Source organism: Bacillus sp. PK3-037 (assembly GCF_054161355.1).
In genome coordinates, this window is sequence record NZ_CP096408.1 from 3399056 (window position 1) to 3422316 (window position 23261).

16 protein-coding genes and 3 pseudogenes are annotated in these 23261 nt (G+C 40.7%); 6 read left to right on the forward strand and 13 right to left on the reverse strand.

Annotation, left to right across the window (positions count from 1 at the left end; translation table 11 throughout):
• Window positions 1-45: 45 nt before the first annotated feature.
• From M1D69_RS17530 to M1D69_RS17540, 3 genes are all read right to left on the reverse strand, one after another.
• The gene (locus M1D69_RS17530; RefSeq protein ID WP_458105355.1) at window positions 46-228 is read right to left on the reverse strand and encodes a phosphatase RapH inhibitor; all 183 of its coding nucleotides are present in this window, start codon (window positions 226-228) and stop codon (window positions 46-48) included.
• Entirely contained in the window at window positions 218-1360 is a 1143-nt protein-coding gene (locus tag M1D69_RS17535) for a response regulator aspartate phosphatase (RefSeq protein WP_458105354.1), read from the reverse strand. Before M1D69_RS17535 ends, M1D69_RS17530 begins: the two co-directional genes overlap by 11 nt.
• Before the next feature lie 163 nt (window positions 1361-1523).
• Window positions 1524-2546 carry a hypothetical protein gene (locus M1D69_RS17540; protein ID WP_458105353.1) on the reverse strand — a complete coding sequence of 341 codons (1023 nt, stop codon included), beginning with the start codon at window positions 2544-2546 and terminating at the stop codon, window positions 1524-1526.
• Between the two features lie 182 nt (window positions 2547-2728).
• Between M1D69_RS17540 and yeeF the strand changes: the two are divergent.
• The 4 genes and pseudogenes from yeeF (at window position 2729) to M1D69_RS17560 (ending at window position 6027) form a co-directional block, all read left to right on the forward strand.
• A pseudogene (yeeF, locus tag M1D69_RS17545) lies at window positions 2729-4734 on the forward strand (LXG family T7SS effector deoxyribonuclease toxin YeeF).
• Window positions 4735-4753: 19 nt separating this feature from the next.
• Window positions 4754-5209, forward strand: a complete 456-nt coding sequence (locus M1D69_RS17550; protein WP_010886434.1) for a TIGR01741 family protein — start codon at window positions 4754-4756, stop codon at window positions 5207-5209.
• A 239-nt stretch (window positions 5210-5448) separates the two neighbouring features.
• Window positions 5449-5655: a bacteriocin immunity protein gene (locus M1D69_RS17555; RefSeq protein WP_003233877.1), complete on the forward strand. Its 207-nt coding sequence runs from the start codon at window positions 5449-5451 to the stop codon at window positions 5653-5655.
• A gap of 66 nt (window positions 5656-5721) precedes the next feature.
• Entirely contained in the window at window positions 5722-6027 is a 306-nt protein-coding gene (locus M1D69_RS17560) for a hypothetical protein (protein WP_458105352.1), read from the forward strand.
• Window positions 6028-6289: 262 nt separating this feature from the next.
• On the opposite strand, the gene M1D69_RS17565 is transcribed toward M1D69_RS17560, so the two are convergent.
• The 4 genes and pseudogenes from M1D69_RS17565 to M1D69_RS17580 form a co-directional block, all read right to left on the reverse strand.
• Window positions 6290-7438 carry a GIY-YIG nuclease family protein gene (locus tag M1D69_RS17565; protein WP_003244035.1) on the reverse strand — a complete coding sequence of 383 codons (1149 nt, stop codon included), beginning with the start codon at window positions 7436-7438 and terminating at the stop codon, window positions 6290-6292.
• Window positions 7428-9350 (reverse strand): DEAD/DEAH box helicase, encoded by a 1923-nt coding sequence (locus M1D69_RS17570; RefSeq protein WP_019712797.1) that lies wholly within the window; start codon window positions 9348-9350, stop codon window positions 7428-7430. Before M1D69_RS17570 ends, M1D69_RS17565 begins: the two co-directional genes overlap by 11 nt.
• A gap of 11 nt (window positions 9351-9361) precedes the next feature.
• On the reverse strand, window positions 9362-12001 hold the full coding sequence (locus tag M1D69_RS17575) for a class I SAM-dependent DNA methyltransferase (protein ID WP_458105351.1): 2640 nt from the start codon (window positions 11999-12001) through the stop codon (window positions 9362-9364).
• A 74-nt stretch (window positions 12002-12075) separates the two neighbouring features.
• A pseudogene (locus tag M1D69_RS17580) lies at window positions 12076-12339 on the reverse strand (recombinase family protein); the annotation flags it as partial.
• A gap of 52 nt (window positions 12340-12391) precedes the next feature.
• Between M1D69_RS17580 and M1D69_RS17585 the strand changes: the two are divergent.
• On the forward strand, window positions 12392-13294 hold the full coding sequence (locus M1D69_RS17585) for a recombinase family protein (RefSeq protein WP_003233891.1): 903 nt from the start codon (window positions 12392-12394) through the stop codon (window positions 13292-13294).
• Window positions 13295-13306: 12 nt separating this feature from the next.
• Here the strand turns inward: M1D69_RS17585 and rlmD are convergent, their stop codons facing one another.
• The 3 genes from rlmD to srfP form a co-directional block, all read right to left on the reverse strand.
• Entirely contained in the window at window positions 13307-14686 is a 1380-nt protein-coding gene (gene rlmD / locus M1D69_RS17590; RefSeq protein ID WP_458105350.1) for a 23S rRNA (uracil(1939)-C(5))-methyltransferase RlmD, read from the reverse strand.
• 57 nt (window positions 14687-14743) lie between these two features.
• A complete protein-coding gene (locus tag M1D69_RS17595; protein ID WP_010333270.1) occupies window positions 14744-15655 on the reverse strand; it encodes a diacylglycerol kinase in 912 nt (303 codons plus the stop codon).
• 151 nt (window positions 15656-15806) lie between these two features.
• Window positions 15807-18956: a surfactin resistance protein SrfP gene (gene srfP, locus M1D69_RS17600; RefSeq protein WP_458106122.1), complete on the reverse strand. Its 3150-nt coding sequence runs from the start codon at window positions 18954-18956 to the stop codon at window positions 15807-15809.
• Window positions 18957-19086: 130 nt separating this feature from the next.
• Here srfP and M1D69_RS17605 point away from each other — a divergent pair.
• Window positions 19087-19951, forward strand: a pseudogene (locus M1D69_RS17605) (TetR/AcrR family transcriptional regulator); the annotation flags it as partial.
• A gap of 30 nt (window positions 19952-19981) precedes the next feature.
• Here the strand turns inward: M1D69_RS17605 and gatB are convergent.
• The 3 genes from gatB to gatC are packed head-to-tail and all read right to left on the reverse strand — an operon-like array spanning window position 19982 to window position 23189.
• Window positions 19982-21412 carry an Asp-tRNA(Asn)/Glu-tRNA(Gln) amidotransferase subunit GatB gene (gene gatB / locus M1D69_RS17610; protein WP_010333268.1) on the reverse strand — a complete coding sequence of 477 codons (1431 nt, stop codon included), beginning with the start codon at window positions 21410-21412 and terminating at the stop codon, window positions 19982-19984.
• Window positions 21413-21425: 13 nt separating this feature from the next.
• Window positions 21426-22883, reverse strand: coding sequence for an Asp-tRNA(Asn)/Glu-tRNA(Gln) amidotransferase subunit GatA (gene gatA, locus M1D69_RS17615; protein ID WP_458105349.1), 1458 nt, complete (start codon window positions 22881-22883; stop codon window positions 21426-21428).
• 15 nt (window positions 22884-22898) lie between these two features.
• The gene (gene gatC / locus M1D69_RS17620) at window positions 22899-23189 is read right to left on the reverse strand and encodes an Asp-tRNA(Asn)/Glu-tRNA(Gln) amidotransferase subunit GatC (protein ID WP_024120463.1); all 291 of its coding nucleotides are present in this window, start codon (window positions 23187-23189) and stop codon (window positions 22899-22901) included.
• Between the last annotated feature and the right edge of the window lie 72 nt (window positions 23190-23261).

Genomic DNA, 23261 nt, shown 5'->3' on the forward strand with positions numbered 1-23261 from the left:
AAAGTACGAGACGACACGAACTTCCAATAAAGCAAGAAAAAAGCCCTAGCTAAGGGCTTTCTTATCCTGATCAGTCATGTCATTGTGAGGAGAATGATCGATATACGTCGTGTTTCGATCCGTTGATTCCTTAACACCGCCGGAGTTTGTCAAGAAAGGAAAAGACAGGCTGCCGCCAAAAATAAGTGTTACACCAAGACATACCATTACTTTGTTCTTAATATTCATATAGACACTCCCCTTTTTGAATATCTTCTTGTGCTTGCAGCACTTTTCGGTAAAGCACAGCAGCATCTTCAAAATGACAGCGGCTTTCAAATACAGATGCCGCACTTTGGGCACATGCTTCCACATAGGCGTGCAGCTTCTTTTCTTCAAAGCAGCTCAATACATCATGAATCCTGTCTTCATCCATAACATCTTTGTACACCGCCTGTAAGAACGTATACAATTCTTTATAGTATTTATGGTGAAGCATACTAGGATATTTTTTGATATGTTCTAAGCCTTCATCTATAAACTGAAACGCCTGCTGTTTTTGTCCAGCTTTACATAATGTCCAGCTTAACCCAAATAAGACTTTCGGCAGCAAGTCAGGGACCGTTTCTCTGCTTACTTTCGCCGCTTTTTGGAAGTGCTCAATTGCCAAATCATATCTTCGTGACCTGTCATAACTGTTGGCGATGTTCAATAAAGAGATGCCAATGAACCGGGCGTTTTGAATGTCCATTGCCAGTTCCAGCGCCTTTCTTAAATGCGGGAGCGCTTTATCATAGCATCTGAAGTCATCATAATTTCCCGCTACGATAAACAAGCTTTGTATTCTTCTCATGCTATATAACGGATGATCTTGATAAATGTCTAAGGCTTGCAGGATATGATGCATCGACACATGGGTTTGTTTCATATTGTAGTATGCTTCTGCCACTTTAAAATGAAATTCCGCTTTCTCGATTTCATCTGTTACAAACGGAAGCTCCTTCTCCGCCTCACGGTAATATCCAATCGCTTCAACATATTCTTTCTGATCAAATTCATACATGCCGCGGAAAAACAAAGAGTAGTATTTCAAAAGACCTGTGAGTTTTTTCTGAGGGGCTTCAATCGTTTCTAAAAGCTCTGTCACTGTAGGACGATTCCCGTAAGTTTGTCTCGGCTCCAAATAATCCAGCATCAGCTGGTGCCGAAAACACATCAGAGAATAATAGATCAGCAAATCCTGATCCTCTTCCATCTGCTGAATGTCCTGCTCCACCTCCGCTTTCAGAACCTCAGCATCCGGAACACTGAACTGGCGAATCATCTTGTACCATTCATTAATCTTAACACCAACACGCGAAGATGGTATGGCTTGCTTCACTCGCTTCCCTCCCTCTCTGTAAGATATGTCATATTCTATCAATCCCAAATTTTGAAAACAAGACAACAGGAAGAAATTGTTTTTTCATCCTGTCAATTTGTTTTCTTCAGCAAAAAAAGACCCCATGCAAGGGTCCCGTGTCATTCTTTTTTCATATACGTTTTCACTGATCATACACCACAACAAAATCCTGAACTTTCACTTGTTCCTCAGGCAAATCAAACTGATAAAGCATCTTCTTAGAATGGATATCAAACACACCCACGTACCCGCCAATGCCCTTTTTATGCTCTTCCTGGGCAACAACATACAGTTGATTCCCCTTAAACTTCCCCTCCGTATAAGGGAATTTCAAGTCGTATGTATGAAAAGAAAAATCCTTCCCATATTCCAGCAAGTGAGCTTTCCCCTCTTTGTCTTGATACGTAACGTAAAAACTGCCGCTCTCTTTGTCATAGTACACGGTATCAGCATATTCAAGATCATCAGGATACGGTTTATATGTTGTCTTCCATGTTCCTTTTTCAATCACAGTCAGTTCATGCTCCGAGCTCGCGACAATAAAATCGGCTGAATCTGCGAATGTATCCCCATACGAGGCTAAACTTAGAGTCTCAATGATTTCCTCTGTGTTTCTGTCAATCACGTAAATTGCCATGCCTTGAATGACATAAATATAATTCCCGTCACTCGACCCCATCGTGACAAGCGAAGGCAAGGTGAGGCTATATTCCTTTTTCGTTTTTCTGTCGTTTATGCAGATATCATTCCCCGTTATATCAACGTTATAGGCCTTAACAGAGACATCCTTCCCCTCATACCAGAAAGAAAATGGATTTGATAGCGGATGCTTTTTTATGACATCCTTCTCCAGCGTGTAATAAAAAGACTCGTGCTCCGCTAGTAATACAATGTCTGTGGATGCGACAGATTTTGTTTGAATGTAAGGCACATCCGCTACCTTGAACGTGCGCCTATTAAATCTTTCGCCTGTTGAGGTTGAGAGCAGCGTGCTTTCTTTTATGAGAGGATTGGAGTAAATAAAAAAGATACGGTCTTCTTCGGGATGAATGGCGGAAGCTTTGACAGGAATATTGCTTTTATTATGTAACTGAATATATAGAGCAAACAGGATGATGCATATCATTAACCCTAATAAACAAAATGTAATGCGTTTTTTCTTCATCAAAACGCTCCTTTAATAACTGTCTATCAATAATCATTTCGACTATGTTTACACAATCCCTCCATGAATAAAGACACATGCCAAATGACTCGTTTTTCCACTGAAACACGTTCTCACCCCCACCCTGATCCCGCACCGTGGTAAAATTTTGATATTGAGCGAACAAAAGAAGGGAAATGGTCATGAAAGTATTTGAAGCGAAAACACTGCTTTCGGAAGCGACAGACCGTGCAAAAGAGTACAAAGAACTAAGAACGCAAATGGTCAATTTGAGAAAAGCCTTAAAAAGCGTCGCTGATCTCAGTGACAGCGAATTTTCAGGAAAAGGCGCCAGCAACATCAAAGCCTTCTATCACGACCATGTCGGTGTCACCGACCAATGGATCGACTACATCGACATGAAAATCGCATTTTTCAACAGCATCGCCGGAGCCGTCGAAGACAAAGGCCTCTCAGACGCATACATCGAAGAATCCTTCCTGGAGCACGAGCTGGAAAATGCCCACCAAAAATCGAAATCCATCATGTCCGAACAGAAAAAAGCAATGAAAGACATCCTGAACGATATCGACAACATCCTCCCGCTCGACCTTTTTTCAACAGAAACCTTCAAAGACGAGCTGGCCGATGCCAACGACAAACGCAAAAAAACACTGGAAAAATTGGACACCTTGGACGAAGACCTGAAGACAGAATACGCCCTGTCAGAACCAAACGAACAATTCATCAAGTCCGACTTCCAAAAGCTCCAAGAAGCAACGGGCAAAGGCAAAAACGCCACACCTATCCACTACAACGCCAAGGCGTATCGTGAGAGTGACATACATAAGAAAAAAGGCGATATTGAAAAGCGGACGAATGCTTACTTGAAGATTAAGAAAGAGGAAGCGAAGGAACGCGAGATTGAAAAACTGAAAGAAAGACTGAAAAACTACGATTATGCGGATGCCGATGAATTTTACACAATGGCAAAAACGATCGGCTATGAAAATCTGACAGCAGAACAGCAAAGATACTTTACCCAAATTGAAAACACGCGTGAACTTGAAGCAGGCTTCAAAGGGGTTGCCGTCGGTCTTTACGATTCAGGAAAAGACGCGGTCACAGGCCTGTGGGATATGGTCACAGATCCAGGCGGAACCGTTGAAGCCATTACAGGAGCAGTGGCTCACCCGATCAAAACGTATGAAGCCATTTCAGCAGCAATCGAAGAATCATACCAAAAAGACATGGTGAATGGTGACACCTACTCACGAGCCAGATGGGTCTCATATGCGGTGGGCACTGTTGTCACATCAATTGTCGGCACAAAAGGTGTTGGCGCCGTCTCTAAAACAGGCACAGCTGCCAAAGTGACGACCAAAGTCAAAACAGCAGCAGGCAAATCAGCAACAGCCCAAAAAGCCATAACGGTCTCAAAACAAACCGTTGATCAGATTAAACAAAAGGTAAACACAGGCATTGAAGTATCAAAAAAACACGTCAAAACCAAGTTAAATCAAATCGGAGATTTCACACTTGCGGATATTCTCCCGTATCATCCCCGTCATGACTTACGCCGGCGGGAGTACCTTACAACGCAGTCAACGGGGTTACACTAAAAGAAGGACTGCAGAAATTCGCCAAAGTCATCCTGCCGAAACCATACGGAACCTCAGCAAGCGGAAGACGAACTCCAGCGCCACATGTACCGCCAGTAACCGTCAAATACGGCGAGCATTACGCAAAATGGAGCAGAAAGAAAGTGCTGAAGCCGAATGTTGTCTATAAAACAAAAGAAGGCTACACGTACACCACTGACAACTATGGTAGAATTACAAGTGTCAAAGCAGACTTGCAGCTGGGAGAAGCAAAACGTAACCAATATGCACAGTCTAAAGCAGGTAAACCAGACCGGCTGACAGATGACGACGGAGGCCATTTAATCGCCACCCAATTCAAAGGCTCAGGCCAGTTTGACAATATCGTGCCGATGAATTCTCAGATTAATAGGAGCGGCGGGAAATGGTATGAGATGGAGCAGGAGTGGGCAAAAGCCCTAAGCAAAAAACCACCTAAAAAAGTAGCAGTTCAAATAGAACCAGTCTATTCTGGGGATTCACTTAGACCATCATATTTCGATGTAACCTACAAAATTGGGAGCAGAAAAGAAATAAGCGTCTCTATTAAAAATCAGCCTGGGGGTTAGAAGAATGGAAACTAGGAAGATGCAAGATTTGTATCAACTTATTGGAGAAAAACTCAATGACATCATACCTGGTGAATGGACAAAGATATATCTTTATGCAGAAGTATTAGATGATTCCACAATGGTTCTTTTTCATTTCAGAACACCAGAAAATAATCAAATTATTTATTCACAAGATATACCTAGCCATTACAACGTAAGCAAGGATATTTTCAAGACGTTGTTAAGAGAACTAAGAGAACTTTTTGAAGAATTAAGAACTGAACACAGAAATAATAACGATGATGTTTGGACTAACCTTACACTAACATTGGATCGTAGCGGAGAATTCCAATTAGATTATAATTATGATGATATTTTAGCCTCAGAATTAGATGGATATGAAAGAATCGCAATATGGGAATATAAAAACCTTGGTATTTTGCCTGAAGATGAGGATGATAAAGAATTTGTAATTAGTTACCTCGGTCTATAATTAAAAAATGGCTCAGCCCTACTCTGCTGAGCTATTTTTTATAAACCAATCTAAAATAAAGATATTTTAGAGGTTTTCCATATGAATATATTGTTATAAATACAATTAATAAACTCTATAATGAGACTAACTTTTCTCAAGACAATTATCTATCATTATGCAAACAACCTATAACATTATCAGAAGAAATAAAGTCATTTGTAAAATCAATGGAGATACAATCTATTGGAGGGTAAACAATGGATAAACTGACAAAAGAAGAGTTGATCTTTCTTGTAAAGGAATTAATGAACCCAACATTAGATGATGAGAAAGTCAGTGAATATCTCGATTTATTAGAGAAAAATGTTCCTTATCCGGCACCAAGTGATTTAATTTTCTGGAGCAATGAAGATTACACAGCGGAACAAGTTGTAAAAATTGCTCTAAATTATAAAGATGAGTAGTCTATCAAACCATTAAACAGATATAGCAACTCTCAAATAGAATAGAGATTTAAAAGGAGCATCACCTTGACAGTAAGAAAAGAATTAATAAAACAAATAAATTTAACAATCACTGTAATAAAAACAATAAATCAAAAGAATCCACCTCCAATGGTGAAAAACATATTAAAAAGATATGAAGAGGCAAAAGAATTTATCCTTCAATCATCGGATGGAAAATTCGAAGAAGACCTCTCTAAAGTTAGAAATAAACTAGACACTCTGACGAGAGCATATCTAGAATCAGCTAACGACTACATGAATCCGATGCTCAAAGAAATGCATAAGACAGAAAAACTGCTAAAAGAGTATGACGAAACTACTCAGTCGTAATAACCGCAATCCTAACTTCACGAATTGAGTTTCCGCTAACCTTCACACAACCAAATATAACGCAAAACACCCAAACTCCCTTTTGCGGACAGCACCGAAAATTTTTTTTTGCGGTCGCTCAACCCCTTCCTATTAATACTCGCAACACATAATTCTACAATTGTGACAAACTCCAAAGCGGAACAAGTTATTGTTATGGCATCAAATTTTTTCATAGTCTACTATAAAATTATTATTAATACTAAAATCCTAATATACTAATTTAGTCATAAAGATGAACCATCATCACAATCTCATCTATTACAGCTTGTAAATCTTCAAGTGTGACAACGAACCACTCTTTAGGAACTAACATCTTTCCATTTGCCCCCAAAATAGAAACATCCAAATTATTATTTGCTAGCGCATGATGGATTGCCGTCTCAAATTTGCTAGCATTCATATTGAACACTTGATATGTGGTTACAATTTCTACTGGAGCATAAAGATAAGTTGATTGATTTTCTGCATTCCTGATTCTATTTTCTACTGAACCAGTTGTAAAACCGATCTTATATAAATTCTTAATGGAACTAATTTGCGGATCTGTACTCAAAGATTTTAGTACGTAAATAAAGCCAGTCGAAACATCATCTTCTCTAACATTATCCAACAATGTATCTTCATTGTCGGTCACACGTCTACCATGTTTATATAACTCCGCTGATAAGGAACGTAGTAACATATCTGATTCCGTTCCATTTTCAAATATACATCGAAGTCTAGCATTGGTTTTTCCCTTTGCTTTTTTACGTTCTCCCACATCTTCAACATAAAGAAGAACTCCTTTTAATATATAAAAACTATTTGACTGTATGTCTTGTTCATTTTTGAAAGTTAAAATTTTTCGTTTACCCTCTGTAATTTCCTTGTGGCACTTCTTGAATAGCTCTTCAAACTTTCCAAAATCTTTTATTTTTTTACGCTTTGCAACGTATTCAGGCATTGTCGTAACCTTTTGAAGTGAACTTGTATCAAAAATTGACCTAGTTATATCATTATTTAAATTATCACCTAATAATGCAGATGAGCCACTTTTTAGAATATCATCAATTGAAGAAATTTTAGGAATTGTTAGTTCCTTCGATCTTACTTCAAGTAATCCAATTTCATCATACTCTTTCAAATATTCCATACGATCAGGATCTTTCCGAATCCCAATTAATCGACTTGCTAAACTTCTTTCAGTTAAATCAGTAGGGACTTTTTGGGGTTCTCGCCCATTTTCTTTGACGAATTCAATAATCTCCAAAAACTTTTCAACTTCAGGATCATACTGGGCTTTTTGTGTTTTCTTAGGTGGTGTTGTGATTTGGTAAAACAGCTGACTTTCCATGATTTCATTAATAGAATGGTATCTATTACTTGCCATTTTCACGTTTCCTCCTAAGCTCTTGCATGTATAATACAGCTTCACCCATACGCCTTTCAAGTGGGTCTTCAGATTTTGAATCAGGTCTTCTACCAGTTGAACGATAAAATTCCTCAACCTTTGGCCATATGAATACTAGTTCATCTTCATCAAAATTAATACGTTTTGCATCAATAGTTTCCTGAATCAGTTTTAGCACTGGTGAGTTCAATTCTTTCGATAGAACCTCAAATGCTTTTTGGAACGGATTGATGGAATCAATCAGATTGATATCTAAATCCTCAATGTTTATAAACTTATCTGCCATTCTTATAAATTCTTTACTTCCTACAACTTCAGACTTAGCACCTTTCATAACTGTATCTAGAACAACGTGCTGTCTAACTTCCTCAATTTCCTCATCTGATAAATTTGGATATACTTTTTGAATAACTTTCGGAATCAACACTTTGTTCAATACTTTGGGATCTACTTCTCCACTAAATGTTTTTTGGACTTGTGAATCTTGCATGATTTTTGCTTTTAAATCATTAATATCATTTTCAATAATCTTTTTGACATTTTCTGTTGATGGTTCTTTCAATCCCTTAACGAATAATTCTCCTGTAGTAGAAGATTTTTCACTTTCATTTCTTCTACGTTTAAATTTAAAGTCAGGTGTAAGGACCTGCTCCATCAAAAGTGAGGCAGAAATAGCTTTAAGCATTGTATTCACTGTATAAGTCACTACTTCATCCTTTGCATCAGGCATTGCGATTAGGTTGGTAAATTGAGCATAGGTTTTATTGTAACTATCACGTGTACAGCGCCCAATTATTTGTACTATTTCTGTAAGTGAGCCACGATAACCAACTGTCAAAGTATGTTCACAAAACGGCCAGTCAAAGCCCTCTTTCGCCATACCAAGAGCAATAATTATATCTAAATCGTCTAGGGCTTCAATATTACGCAAATACGCAACGACATTTTCTCTTCCAACTTGGTCATCTACTAAATCTGCAATTTTCAATGTTTTACCGTCAGAATGTCGCTTAACATAAATAATTCCAGTATCATCATCTTGATATTCAACTTCACCAATCATATCAAGTATCTTACCAACTTCATCGTACTTATCCTTTGTCGATTCCCCTGAGTTTACATTTGGAATATGAACGATTGTTTTCTTATTTGTATCCAATACTTCATTAATAGCTGATGTGTACTGGCCTTGATAGAAGTGATATCCTATACCAAATCCCTTTAGATATTCATATCCATCAAGTTGTTCATAATAGGAATAAGTTACCTTGTCAAATAATTCCTCATCTTCTGGTAATAAAATTGGTACAGAATCTCCACGGAAATACGACCCAGTCATCGCTACAATATGTGCTGATGAATTATGAATAATACTTCTTAACAATTCACCTAATCGAGAATTGACATCTGCCGATACATGGTGAAATTCATCTATTGCAAGTAAACAATTATCAAATGCTTTATCATCAATTTTTTCAAACGCAAATCGCAAAGTAGAGTGCGTACATATTAACACCTGATCGTCCGATTCCATAAAACGAACAAAAGATTTAACCTTAGAGTTATCTCCGCCAACAGTTAAATTATTTCTAGGATCAACTTTCCAATTTTCAAAGAAACCATAACTTTTTAAATCCGTATTTTTAAATGAAGAACCTATAGAGCGTTCAGGTACAGCAACAATCACTTTCCTCAAACCTTGATTTATGAGCTTATCCAAACCAATAAACATTAAAGCTCTAGATTTCCCAGAAGCTGGCGGTGCTTTAACTAAGAGATATTGTGAGTTACGTTTTTCAAAAGCTCTTGCCTGCATTTCACGCATACCGTATTCATTTGTTTTCTTACTTTTACCAGTTTGGTTATAATTAATTTCAATTATATTTTCCATACACCTTACACCTACCGTTCTGTCATTTCTTGATACAATTTAAGCAATACTTCTAAGCGTTCTTCATCAGATTCAAATTGTTTTTGACGATACGCTCTTTCTACAATTCCATCCAACTTTTCATGTGCTACTTTTAATTCAATTGGCATTGTTGAAGGGTTATAAAGCTCTGCTAATGTACCACCCTGCTCTTCACGAAGATCAAGAATTTCAAGAATTGCTTCTTCAATTTCATTCTTCCTTCTTGTTGATAATTCAGGAATAGGGAAAGTGTTATAACATAAACCTGCAGAGTACCTATAGTCAGTTTTTAATCTTCCGGCTACAGCTTTTACCCAAGTCATATGCATCCGTGACATCAAAATGCCTAGAAGGTAAATTTCTGCATCGTAAATTACATAAATTAGATTTGACAAAATTGTATCTGCACCTGCTAATCCCATTGGAATATAAAATCTATTTTCAGAAGACACAGATGGAACAACAATGGAATAATTAGTTGTTTCATGAGTATCTCTAAACTTCCACGGAGTTAATGCAAGTTTATTCGTTCCTTTATCTGTTGATTTTTCCCTGTGATTTTTTGAAATTGAGATTCTTTCTTGTATTAGAGGATTAGACTTTATTTTTTCATATTTTGCTTCATTAAGCCATAAACAATACCGTAAACCACCATTAATAAACTCTACTGAACCTATAAACTTTTTAAAATAGGGAACTAATTCAGGATACTTATTGATTGCGTCTGTATATTCCGTAATGGTAAAGAGTAATCCTCCGCCATCATTAGGCATGTTCCCAAAATGCAGTTTGGGTAAGTCTGAAATTGGCTTCGTCCTAGAAGAAACAAGAATATTTTCACCATCAGTTAAATAGGGACTAATGTTAGAAACTAGCTTTTTCGTTTCATCAACAAATAAATACTTGTTTACTTTGGTATCTAACGGGCCAAAACCTACAATCACAACAATTACCGCAGCATTATTTTTAGCATTATTCGCCCATTTAAAAGATTTATAGGCAAAATTGATTTGAATTCCAAACTTAAATAACTCATTCCATAAGATAGAAACCTGTTCCCCTTGAGTAACTGAATTTGTTGATACAAAGGCAACTTTTGCATTTGTAGTTGAAGCGTATTTAGCACCAAAGTAAAACCAAGCAGAAATATAATCAAGCATTTTACCATTCTTGACTTTTCCAAAAATTGATAACATATCAGATTTATGTTCTTTGTTTTGTTTTTTTGAACCAAGATACGGTGGATTACCAAAAACATATACTTCTTCAGATCCTTGTGCGGGACAAACCTCAGTCCACTCAACCCTAATAGCATTTGCACAACGAATATCCCCTGCTGTATGAAGTGGTAACGTTGGGCGTACTGCATTATGAACTTCATTTTTTAATTCTTCATTCATTTGATGTTCAGCAATCCAAAGTGATAATTTTGCAACGTCATGTGCAAAATCTTCAATCTCTATTCCGTAAAATTGAGATAAAGTTACTGAAGGTACATAAAGATACTCTCCCAAGAGTTCTTGAAGTCGTTTTATAATATTGATTTCCATACGCCGTAATTCTTTGTAGGTAATAATCAAAAAGTTCCCTGAACCACATGCAGGATCAAAGAATTTAATTTTGCCGATTCGTGTTAGAAGATTTTCAAGTTTTGTATAATCATCGTATGCATCTAAAAAAGACTGATTAAGTTTATCTAGGAAAAGCGGTTTAATAACCTTCATTATATTGGGGACACTTGTGTAGTGCATACCTAAATAACTACGGCTTTCTTCAGAAGCAACAGCTTGAATCATTGAACCAAAGATATCAGGATTGATTTTAGCCCAGTTTAATAATTCACCGCACTCAATAATTAACTTTCTGGATTTGGCAGAAAATTCAAACTCTGTATGTGGTTCAGTAAACAACTGGCCATTTACATACGGAAACTCTTTTAAATAAGATGGAACATCGTCTCGTTCATTTTTATCTAACACGATAAATAAATCAGCAAATAATTTATTTAGATTTGAACCATCTTCTTCAGTCAAAGTCTTAATTAAATTCGTAAAACTATTTCGTTTGAAGATGTCAGTATCTTCTGCGAAAAAACAAAACAGTAAACGAATAAGAAATAAATCTAACCCTCTATTAGTCTCAATAATATTGTTTTCTTTACGAAGTACATCATATATCCGTGCAAAACGTTCGGCTGCTTTAATATCAGCGGGGTTTTCCTTTTCAAACTCTACTTTCTCAATACCTTTCCAAGCAAGGAAGAAATCGAAATACTGAGGAAGTTCTTCAAATTTAACATCAAGAGCCTCTAATGTTTTTGTATCTTTCGCTAATACTCCATCATAGTCAGTAACTAATAAATATCGTGGCTTAGCTGAAAGATATTCAACTTGTTGTTCTATATCAATAAGGGCGTCAAAGAGCTTTCCTTTCTTAGCCTCCTTAAACCACACCTTATTCTTTAAGTGTACTTCACCAACCCGTTTTGTAAGGTTTTGATTTCCTTTTTTCAAGCGCGTAATTGTAGCTCGTGGAACATCATATACACCGAGTAATTCATACAAGAAATCTGAATGATCTTCTCGATTCACTATTTCAGCAATTTTATCTTCTAAATCAATGAGCGCCATTTCGTTTCCCCCATTAAACTTTTGATTACTTTTATAAAAATTTCTCAAGATATTGAATAATTAATTCACAATATTTATCCATTTATAGCTTCAGCAGCTTTCTTCTTTTTAGCTCTTACAAGTGTAGAAACTGATATCCCAGTCATATCTTCAACTTGTTTATACGAATGATTTTCTAGTAATGTTAATGCATGATTGATTTGCTGCTTTGTGAACTTTTTGGGTCTTCCTTCTCGGAAATCCGGATTCTGCTTGGCCAACATTTTACCTTCTTGAGTTCGTTCTACAATCATATCTCTCTCAAATTCAGCAAACGCAGAGAAAATAGTAAATATTAGAATCTTTTCAGAATATATTGCTGGAAAAGGCTTTGATGCAATAGCAAGGGGATTGTATAACGAAGGGGTCACTAGTCCCTCGCAGCTTGCCCGCAAAAAGAACGCTACTGACAAATGGCACGGATCTTCAATAAGAAAAATTCTCGAAAATCCTCACTATACTGGGACACTACAACAATGTAGAGAATATAGACCGAGTGTTACCAGTAAAAGAAGAAGGTCAGTTAACCTAGAAAACCAAATAATTATTGAAAAAAGCCACGAACCAATCATACCTTTAGAAGACTTTCTTATTGTACAAGAGATTTTAATAACTAGAAAAAGAAGGAGACCTCAAGCTGAAGTACATCTCTTTACAAATACTGCGGTTTGCAAAGATTGCAGGAGGTCAATGCATTTTAAAAAGAATCGAAAAGGTTATGTTTGTGGAAGTTATAATAAACATGGTTTAAAAGCATGTAGTGATCATTACGTAAGTGAAATAGATTTAACTGATAAAGTAATAACCAACCTAAATAAGATATATTTGAAATTCAGTAAGGAAAATTATTTTAAAGAATTAAGTGAAAAAGCGTTAAAGTACAAAGAAAAAATCGAATCTAAGATAATCGAAATTAATGAAAAATTAAACGATAAAAAGAGAGATAAATCCAATTTAGTTATCTCTCTTGCTAATGGTGTTATATCTAAAGAAGATTACCAATTAGCCATAAATATCACCAATGAAGATATTTCAAATTTTGAAACTACCCTTCACCAACTATCTAAGGACCTAGAATTTCAAAAGATTGAAAAAGAAATAATTGATTTTAAAAAGAGCTTAGATAAATTCATGAAGGAAGGTACACTTACCCCCGAAATGCTTCATTTGTTAGTAGATGAAATAGAAGTACATGCAAATGGAACCATTGAAATCAATTATCGTTTTAGAGAACCAACAGTTCCATCAGCATAGATTTTTGACTATTTATTCTTTTAATTTTATCAACGCACAGCACTCCACATGATTCGTATGCGGAAACATATCCACAGGCTGCACTTCTCGCGTCACATACCCGCCATCCTCAAGCACCCGCAGGTCTCTCGCAAGCGTGCCAGGATTACACGACACATACACCACCCGCTTCGGTTTCATCTCCACAATCGTCCGCAGGAGTGCTTCGTCGCAGCCTTTTCTCGGCGGATCGACGACTAGCGTATCGGCCGTGATGCCCTCCTCATACCATTTCGGAATCACGGTCTCCGCTTCTCCAACCGCGAACTCTGCGTTTGTGATGCCGTTTAATTCAGCATTCCGTTTGGCGTCTTCAATTGCTTCTGGCACAATCTCTACGCCGTACACTTTTTTCGCCTGCTTCGCCAAAAACAATGAAATCGTGCCAATGCCACAGTAGGCGTCGATGACGGTTTCTTCGCCTTTCAGCTCCGCGTACTCAAGCGCTTTGTCGTAGAGCACTTTTGTCTGCTCCGGGTTGACCTGGTAGAACGATCTGGCGGAGATGGCGAATTTGACGTCTCCGATGAGGTCGTAGATGTATTCTTCGCCCCAGATGACGTTTGTTTCATTTCCGAAGATGACGTTTGTTTTGTTTGGGTTGATGTTTTGCACGATGGATTTGACGTGCGGGAATTGCGCTGCGATGTCTTCGATGATCTTCGCTTTGTGCGGGAAATCGTTTGTTCTTGTGATGAAGACGATCATCATTTCGCCCGTAACAACACCGTATCTGACCATGATGTGGCGGAGCCAGCCTTTGTGGCGTTCTTCGTTATAGGCTTTGACACCGTATTTGGCGCAAATGTCTTTGACGGCTTGAACGGCTTCGTCGTTTTTGGATTGCTGGATCAGGCAGGCGCTCATGTCGATGATGTCATGGCTTCTTTGCTGATAGAATCCGGCGACGAGTCCGCCTTCCCGTTCTCCTACCGGCACCTGCGCTTTGTTTCTGTAGTTCCACGGGTCTTCCATGCCGAGCGTCGGGTGCACGGTGACTCTTGAGAGGTCCAGCTTGCCGATCCGTTCTAAGACGTCTTTGACTTGTTTCTGTTTAAACATGAGCTGGCCTTCATAGGTCATGTGCTGAAGCTGGCAGCCGCCGCATTGTTTGTAGATCGGGCACGGGGCATCCGTTCTGTGCGGGCTTTCTTCCTTCAACTCAATCAAGCGGCCGAAAGCGAAGCCTTTTTTGACACGTGTCACTTTGATTTGCGCTTTTTCCTCAGGCAGGGCGTTTGGCACGAAGATCGGGAAGCCCTGCACCTTTGCGACGCCCGCTCCTTCGTGCGTTAAATCTTCAAATGTCACGTCGTAGTATTCGTTTTTTTCTACTGGGGGTTTCATTTTCATATATGTTCACCTCTTGTTTTAAGCGAAAGAAAAACTTGGCCTATTAAAGCCAAGTTTTTAGTCATCCAGCTGTTCCGCTTTCTCTTTCGGCATGACGACGTGAATGTGTCGGTACAGATTCACGAATTCGCCCGGCAGCATGCCGCCGTATTCGCCGTCTAGGTTCAGCTGCATCTTTTCTGATACATTGACTTTCACGCGGTTCGCTTTTGTATAAATAATGTGCTGATCGTTGATGTGTTCGCCGCGGAGCGCCATTGATGCGACTCTGATAAATTCAGCAAGGTTTGCTTTCTTTAATATCATCAAATCAAACATGCCGTCATTCAGGCTGGAATCCGGCGCGAGTTTTTCGAACCCGCCGACGGAATTTGTCAGCGTGACCAAAAACAGCATGATTTCACCTTGAAACAGTTTGCCGTCATATTCAATCTCGACTTCTGTCGGACGAAGTGAAGGCAGCATTTCCATTCCCTTTAAATAATAAGCAAGCTGGCCGAGCATCGTTTTGAGTTTGCTTGGGACGTCGTACGTCAGCTCCGTCAGGCGGCCTCCGCCGGCGATATTGATAAAATACTGGCCGTTGACCTGTCCGATGTCAATCGGGCGGGCAACACCGTTAATCACTGTATCAGCCGCTTTTAAAATATCCTCTCGCGGAATGCCAAGCGCTCTGGCGAAGTCATTTGTTGTGCCGACAGGAATGACGCCGAGTGTCGGACGATTGTCTAATGGGGCAAGCCCGTTGACGACCTCGTTGATCGTTCCGTCTCCGCCTGCCGCAATGATCAGGTCAAACTCACGCAATGCCGCTTCCTTGGCAGCGTGCGTTGCGTCTCCCGCACATGTTGTGGCATGGGTGGAGGTTTCATAGCCGGCTTGTTCAAATTTTTGCAGGACCTGGGCAAGATGCTTTTTAAAGACCTCCCGTCCCGAAGTCGGATTGTATATTATGCGTGCACGTTTCATTATCTCATCATCCTACTTAAGAGTATCCGATCCATTTTTACACTAACAACCTTTAATTATACTATGAGTTAAAAAAATCGCAACAAAATGTACATAATCTTACAGAAGGAAACACAGAAAAGCCCCAGCAGAGCTGAGGCTTTTTGTTTTTTTACTCTTCTTCCGTTCCCGGTTTTTTCTTGCGGAACTTCGCCAATACTTCGTATACGATTGGCACGATCAAGAGCGTCAGTAGCGTCGAACTGATTAAACCGCCGATAACCGTTACGCCGAGTCCTTTTGAAATGACCTGGCTTCCGCCTTCGAAGCCGAGTGCTAATGGAATCAAGGCGCCGATTGTCGCGATGGCTGTCATCAGGATCGGACGGAGTCGTGTGGAGCCGGCTTCTAAGAGCGCTTCTCTCGTAGACAGTCCTTCCGCTTCCTTATGAATCACGCGGTCAATTAAGACAATGGCGTTTGTAACAACGATACCGATCAGCATCAGCATACCGATCATCGCGTTCAGACTGATTGTCTCACCTGATACGTAAAGTCCGACCAGGGCACCGATGATTGTAAACGGCAGTGAGAATAGAATCGCAAATGGCGCTAATGCTCCGCCGAATGTAATCACAAGCACAAGGTAGACGATCGCAATCGCTGCAAGCATCGCTAATCCAAGCTTCGTAAAGGAATCCGCGATATCTGCGGAAACACCGCCTGTATCGATTGTTACGTTGTCAGGCAAGTCAAGCTTATCAATTTTCTTCTGTACATCAACTGATACAGCTGTCACGTTATCTGATGCAACCTCACCAGTGACATTAGCATACACTTTTCCGTCACGTTTAGATACCGTATCAGATGTTGTGCCTTCTTTTACCTTTGCCACATCACCAATTTTGACTTCTTTGCCAGTTGCTGATGTGATCTTTTTGTTCTCTAAATCTTTGACACTCTTATACTCGTCTTTTTCGGTTTTAATGTTCACATCAAGCTCTTTGCCGTCTTTTTTCACGGTTGTGAGCGGGTCCTGTGCTGTCTCTGACATTAAGGCCTTAGAAATTTGAGAAGCTGTTAAACCGAGTTTGCCCAGCTTTTCTTGGTCAGCGACAAATGTGTACTCATCATATGTGCTGGAAAGGCCTGAGTTTACGTTCTTCAGATCCTTTTCATCCTTCATGACCTTCTCAATGTCTTTGACAGTGTCTTTAATGTCATTTTCTGAATCGCCATACACATAGTATGTCAATTCATTGTTATTGCCTGAAGAGCTGAAGTCCTGTGACTTCCATTCTCCGCGGTCAGACTGCTTTTTGATTTCTTTCAGCACGTTGTCTTTTTCTTTATCAAAATTCGGCGTGTCGCTGTCATATTTGATGTAGAACAATGCGCCGTTTGAATCGCCTCCGGCAAGCGGGCTGCCAGAGCCTAATGAATACTGAACCGTATCGACATGCTTGCGGTCAAGCAGGATTTTTTCTGCTTTTTCAGCTTCATCTTCTGCTTCTTTTTTCGTTTCACCCGGTTCAGGGCTGTATGTGATCTGCATCGTTTTTTCTTCTTCTGACGGAAGGTAGCTGGCACCGATTAACGGTACAAGGAACAAGCTTCCGAGCAGCATCAGAACGGCGATGATAGACGTGATCCATTTGTGGCTCAGCGCCCAGTTCAATACTTTTTTATAGATATTTGCGAGTCTGCCAGGTTTGTGTTCTTTCGCTTTTACCGGCGCTCCCGTTAATGATTTTTTGAACAGGCTGTGCGCGAGCATTGGCACGAGCGTGATCGAAATCAGCAGGGACGCGGCAAGCGCAAATACAATCGTTAAGGCGAAAGGAATAAACAATTCGCCAATTTGTCCGCCTACCAATGCGAGCGGCAGGAATACCGCGATTGTCACAATAGTGGATGACAAGATCGGTTTAAACATTTCCTTCGTTGCTTCACGGACCAAGGCTTTTCCGCGCAGCGGTTCATCTTTCAGTCTCATGCGGCGGTAAATGTTTTCGATAACAACAATGGAGTCATCGACAACCCGTCCGATGGCAACGGTCATTGCACCGAGCGTCATGATATTTAATGTAATATCAAGCTGCTGCAGCACAAGCAGTGCGATCAGCAATGATAACGGAATGGAAACGATCGAAATTAATGTTGATTTAATATCTCTTAAGAATAAGAGAATAATCACAATCGCAAAGATAGCGCCGAAAATGGCTTTGCTTAACATTGTGTCAACTGATTCTGTAATCGGTTCTGCCATGTCAAGGGTTGCGCTGTATTCGAAGCCTTTATGGTCTTCTTTGTATTGCTTCAGCTCATCTTTGACACTGTCGGCAACCTCTACCGTGTTGGCATCGTTTGCTTTGATGATGTTGATGCCGATGCTGTCTTTTCCATTTGTGCGGGAAATTGATTCAGCCTTTTTGACATCTTTAATTGTTGCAATGTCAGATAGCTTGACCGTCGGCACGTCTGTGCTAACACCTTGCTGCGCCTGTGCTGCCGCCTGCGCGCTTTGAGCCGCTTGTGCGCTTTGTGCTGCTGCGGCGCTGCTGCCTGCACTAGAAGCAGATGCCGTTGGAATTCTCATATTCTTCAAATCTTTAATGGTTTCAATATCGCCGCTGACGACGACTGATTTCTCTTCTTTGCCGAATGTGTACAATCCAAGCGGAGTTGTCACATCTGAACCTTGAATCACTTGTTTGACTGTATCTTCATCAAGGTTGTATTCCTTCATTTTGTCTTCTTTGAAAGAGAATTCAACCTCTTCAACCTGCTGGCCTGACACTTGGACGGAAGCTACTCCTTCTGTTCCTTCAAGCTTCGGTACGAGGCCATCTTCCACTTTTTTCGTCAGCTCTTGAAGATTATCTTTATCGCTGGATACGCTGAGCGTCAGAATCGGGAAGGAATTCATGCTGTAGCGGGAAATTTCAGGATCTTTCGCGTCATCAGGCAGGCTGACGTTTTCTAATGCTTCAGCCGCTTCTGTTTTCGCTTTGTCCATATCTTTCTCATAATCATATTCAATCATAACCGACGATGCGTTTTCATAGGACGTGGACGTAACTACGCTCACGCCGTCCAAATTCTGCACCGCTTGTTCAACCGGTTTTGTTACTTCATCAGCGACTTGGCTAGGCGTCGCTCCCGGATATGTCGTGCTGATTGTCAGGTAAGGCATGTTTACATCAGGAATGGATTCTTGCTTCATATTCATACCCGCGTACAAGCCGGCTGCCGTTACAATAATCGTCATCAGCCATACGGCGAATTTGTTTTTCAGAACGAAATTAATAACGTGATTCATCATATCCTCCATTGTGTTTTTATTGACTGACTGGTCATTCTATATAATACTAAACGGTATAACGCAACATCGTCAACTCATATACCAGAAAATTTTTCTAAATTTTTCAAGGATTAAGGGGAAGCACGTCATGAATGAGAAAAAAGAGAGAATCATAAAAACAAGCATTCGTTTATTTGCGAAAAAAGGATACGCTTCGACGACCATCCAGGAAATCGCCAGTGAATGCGGCATCTCAAAAGGCGCTTTTTATCTGCATTTCAAATCAAAAGAAGCGCTGCTATTGTCTGCCTGTGAATATTACATCGGCATGTCTATGAAAAAAATGAAGCAAATAGAAGAGGATCTCGCCGGACAGCCGCCTAAAGATGTGCTAAAAAAACAAATCGGCGCCCAGTTTGAGGATTTTCGCGATCATAAGGATTTTATTGTTCTGTTGCTAACTGAAAATATCATTCCGGAAAACCAAGAAGTGAAGCAATACTTTTACAAAGTCACAGCCGAGACAGATAAACTGTATCGGAACGCTTTGCTTGCGACTTATGGCAAGGAAACTGAGAACTACCTTTCAGACCTCTCCATCATGGCAAGAGGCATTGTGCACTCCTATATGAATGTGATGGTATTTAATGAAGAAATCAAAATTGATGCAGACAACATATCTGAATTTATCATGGAGAGACTGGATGGTCTTGTACAGGGGCTAAGCCGTTCCAGCCTGAATCCGCTCATGCCAAAAGACATTTACAGCCTGGTGCCGGCGGATAAAGGCCAGATCCTTCAGGACATTCAAAAAGTGAAAGAAAACAGCGCATTGCCTGAGGACATCATCGTTTCTCTCGATGTGATCGAGGAAGAGCTGTCACAGGAAAAGCCTCGCAAGCCGATTATTAAAGGCCTGCTGTCAAATTTGACCGGAAGTGATTTCGAAGAAGTTGAAAAGCTTCGCGCTTTGATCTCTATCTTTATTTCTATTTGATCATAAAAAAGCAGCTCCCTCTGCAATGAGGAGAGCTGCTTTTTTATTAGCGTTTTTTGATTTCTTCAAGCAGGATTTTGTTAACCATCGGCGGGTTGGCTTGTCCTTTGGACGCTTTCATAATTTGTCCGACAAGGAAGCCGATCGCGCGGTCTTTCCCGTTTTTAAAGTCTTCAATCGACTGAGGATTGTTGTCAAGCGCCTCTGTGACAAGCTTCAGAAGCACGCCTTCATCAGAAATCTGCACAAGGCCTTTTTCTTTCACAATCTTCTCAGCGTCGCCGCCTTTTTCAATTAATTCCTTGAACACTTTCTTCGCGATTTTAGAAGAAATTGTTCCTTTTTCAATCAATTGAATCATGCCGGCAAGGCCTTCCGGTGTCAGCGCAACATCAGAAAGCTCTTTTTGCTCAGCGTTCAGATAAGCTGACACTTCACCCATGAGCCAGTTTGATGCTTGTTTTGCTTCAGCGCCTTTTTGAACTGTTTCTTCGAAGAAGTCCGCCATTTCTTTTGTCAGTGTCAGAACCATCGCGTCATATGCAGGCAAGCCAAGCTCATCGATATAACGCTTGCGGCGTTCATCCGGAAGCTCAGGAATGCTTGCTTTTACGCGCTGCTTCCATTCATCGTCAATGTAAAGCTCGACAAGGTCAGGCTCAGGGAAATAACGATAATCGTCAGAACCCTCTTTGACACGCATAAGAATGGTTTTCTTCGTTGCTTCATCGTAACGGCGAGTTTCCTGCTGGATCACACCGCCGGAGAGAAGAACCTGCTCCTGGCGTTTTTCTTCATGCTCAAGGCCTTTTTGAACAAACGCAAAGGAGTTCAAGTTTTTCAATTCCGTTTTTGTGCCGAATTCCTCTTGGCCGATCGGACGAAGAGAGATATTGGCGTCACAGCGAAGTGAACCTTCTTCCATTTTACAGTCAGACACGCCTGTATATTGGATGATGGACTTCAGCTTTTCAAGATACGCATATGCTTCTTCCGGCGTGCGGATATCCGGCTCAGATACGATCTCGACAAGCGGCGTTCCCTGGCGGTTGAAGTCAACAAGAGAATAGCCGTCGCCTGTATGCGTCAGTTTTCCGGCGTCTTCTTCAAGGTGAAGACGTGTGATGCCGATACGCTTCGTTTTTCCGCCGACTTCAATTTCGATCCAGCCGTTTTCGCCAATCGGCTTATCAAATTGAGAAATCTGATACGCTTTCGGGTTGTCCGGATAGAAATAGTTTTTGCGGTCAAACTTTGTATCCGTCGCGATTTCACAGTTCAGCGCCATAGCCGCTTTCATTGCGAATTCCACGGCTTCTTTGTTTAGTACAGGCAGAACACCCGGATACCCGAGGTCGATGACGCTTGTCTGTGTATTCGCCTCCGCTCCGAATGGCGTCGGAGAGCTTGAGAAAATTTTTGAATTTGTTTTTAATTCAACGTGGACTTCAAGTCCGATTACCGTTTCAAAGTTCAATTCATTTCACCCCTTACAGTTCAGGTTTTGCTTTATGATGGTCTGTCGCTTGTTCGAATGCATGAGCGACGCGGTATACAGTACTCTCGTCAAAGTGTTTTCCGATGATTTGCAGGCCGAGCGGAAGTCCGTCTGCAAATCCGCATGGCACGCTGATTCCCGGAACGCCGGCAAGGTTGACCGGAATCGTTAAGATATCGTTTGCGTACATTGTGAGCGGGTCTTTCGTGTTTTCACCGATTTTAAACGCAGGTGTCGGTGTAGTTGGTCCAACAATGACATCATATTTCTCAAATACGTCTTCGAAGTCTTTCTTAATCAAAGTACGCACTTTTTGCGCCTTTTTGTAGTACGCATCATAGTAACCTGAGCTTAAAGCGAATGTTCCAAGCATGATACGGCGTTTCACTTCATTTCCGAAGCCTTCAGCGCGCGTTTGCTTGTAAAGGTCGATCAGGTTTTCCGCATTGTCCGTGCGGTATCCGTAGCGGATGCCGTCAAAGCGTGCAAGGTTGGCAGACGCTTCAGAAGAAGACAGCAGGTAATACGTCGCAAGCGCGTATTTACTGTGCGGAAGAGATACTTCTTCCCATGTAGCGCCAAGGCCTTCTAGAACTTTGAGCGCTGCAAGAACAGATTCTCTCGCTTCTTTGCCGACGCCTTCGCCAAGATATTCTTTCGGAACCGCGATTTTCAATCCTTTGATATCGCCAGTTAATGAAGAAAGGAAATCCGGAACGTCTACATTTGCGCTTGTAGAGTCCATTTTATCAACGCCTGAAATGGTCTGCAGCAAGAATGCGTTGTCCTCAACCGTACGTGTAATCGGCCCAATTTGGTCTAATGAAGACGCAAATGCGACCAATCCGTAACGGGATACGCGTCCGTATGTAGGCTTTAATCCGACAACGCCGCAGAAAGAGGCCGGCTGGCGGATGGAGCCGCCTGTATCAGAGCCAAGAGAAAACGGAACTTCTCCCGCGGCAACTGCAGCCGCAGATCCGCCGCTTGAACCGCCGGGAACCGTATCTAAGTTCCAAGGGTTTTTCGTCAGCTTGTAAGCTGAGTTTTCTGTTGATGACCCCATGGCGAATTCGTCCATGTTCAGTTTTCCGATTGTGACCGCTTCAGCGTCTTGAAGGCGCTGAACGACAGTTGCGTCGTAGATCGGGTCAAAGTTTTCGAGAATTTTGCTGGAGCAAGTTGTGCGCAGCCCTTTTGTTACGATATTATCTTTTACGCCGATCGGCATACCGAAAAGAAGACCATGCTCAGAACGGCCGTCAACCGCCTCATCGAGTTCTTTCGCATACGCGCGCGCTTTTTCTTCATCTAATGCCAAAAAGGCTTGTACCTTATCATCTACCGCTTGAATGCGTTTATAAGATTCATCGACCAGGTCAGAAATCTTAATCTCTTTTTTATGTATGAGCTGTTTTAGTTCTGTGATTTTGTGATCAAATAATGACATTCTTGTGTCCCTCCTTTAGTCCAGAATTGATGGCACACGAATATAGCCGTCTTTGTGGTCAGGCGCATTTTTCATGACATCCTCAACTGGAAGACCTTTACCCGCTTCATCTTCTCTCATGACATTTTTCATTTTCAGCACGTGAGTTGTAGGCTCCACATGGTCTGTGTTGACCTCATTCAGCTCCTCGGCAAAGGAAATGATGCTGTCAAGCTGTTCAGTGAACATCTTTGCTTCTTCTTCAGTAATCGCAAGTCTCGCAAGATGCGCAACGTGCTTTACTTCTTCTATTGAAATTCGTGACATATGATCCACCTCCACATATTTCTCCGTTAAGTCATATAATACTGATCATATCAAAAACAAGCCCTCTAAAGC

Excerpts from the sequence above, each read along its gene's own strand:
- M1D69_RS17555 (WP_003233877.1), top strand. The coding sequence starts at position 5,449 with ATGGATAAACTGACAAAAGAAGAGTTGATCTTTCTTGTAAAGGAATTA.
- M1D69_RS17595 (WP_010333270.1), bottom strand. The coding sequence starts at position 15,655 with ATGAAACGTGCACGCATAATATACAATCCGACTTCGGGACGGGAGGTC.
- srfP (WP_458106122.1), bottom strand. The coding sequence starts at position 18,956 with ATGAATCACGTTATTAATTTCGTTCTGAAAAACAAATTCGCCGTATGG.
- M1D69_RS17575 (WP_458105351.1), bottom strand. The coding sequence starts at position 12,001 with ATGGCGCTCATTGATTTAGAAGATAAAATTGCTGAAATAGTGAATCGA.
- gatC (WP_024120463.1), bottom strand. The coding sequence starts at position 23,189 with ATGTCACGAATTTCAATAGAAGAAGTAAAGCACGTTGCGCATCTTGCG.
- M1D69_RS17550 (WP_010886434.1), top strand. The coding sequence starts at position 4,754 with ATGCAAGATTTGTATCAACTTATTGGAGAAAAACTCAATGACATCATA.
- M1D69_RS17540 (WP_458105353.1), bottom strand. The coding sequence starts at position 2,546 with ATGAAGAAAAAACGCATTACATTTTGTTTATTAGGGTTAATGATATGC.
- M1D69_RS17530 (WP_458105355.1), bottom strand. The coding sequence starts at position 228 with ATGAATATTAAGAACAAAGTAATGGTATGTCTTGGTGTAACACTTATT.
- M1D69_RS17570 (WP_019712797.1), bottom strand. The coding sequence starts at position 9,350 with ATGGAAAATATAATTGAAATTAATTATAACCAAACTGGTAAAAGTAAG.
- M1D69_RS17565 (WP_003244035.1), bottom strand. The coding sequence starts at position 7,438 with ATGGCAAGTAATAGATACCATTCTATTAATGAAATCATGGAAAGTCAG.
- gatA (WP_458105349.1), bottom strand. The coding sequence starts at position 22,883 with ATGTCATTATTTGATCACAAAATCACAGAACTAAAACAGCTCATACAT.
- rlmD (WP_458105350.1), bottom strand. The coding sequence starts at position 14,686 with ATGAAAATGAAACCCCCAGTAGAAAAAAACGAATACTACGACGTGACA.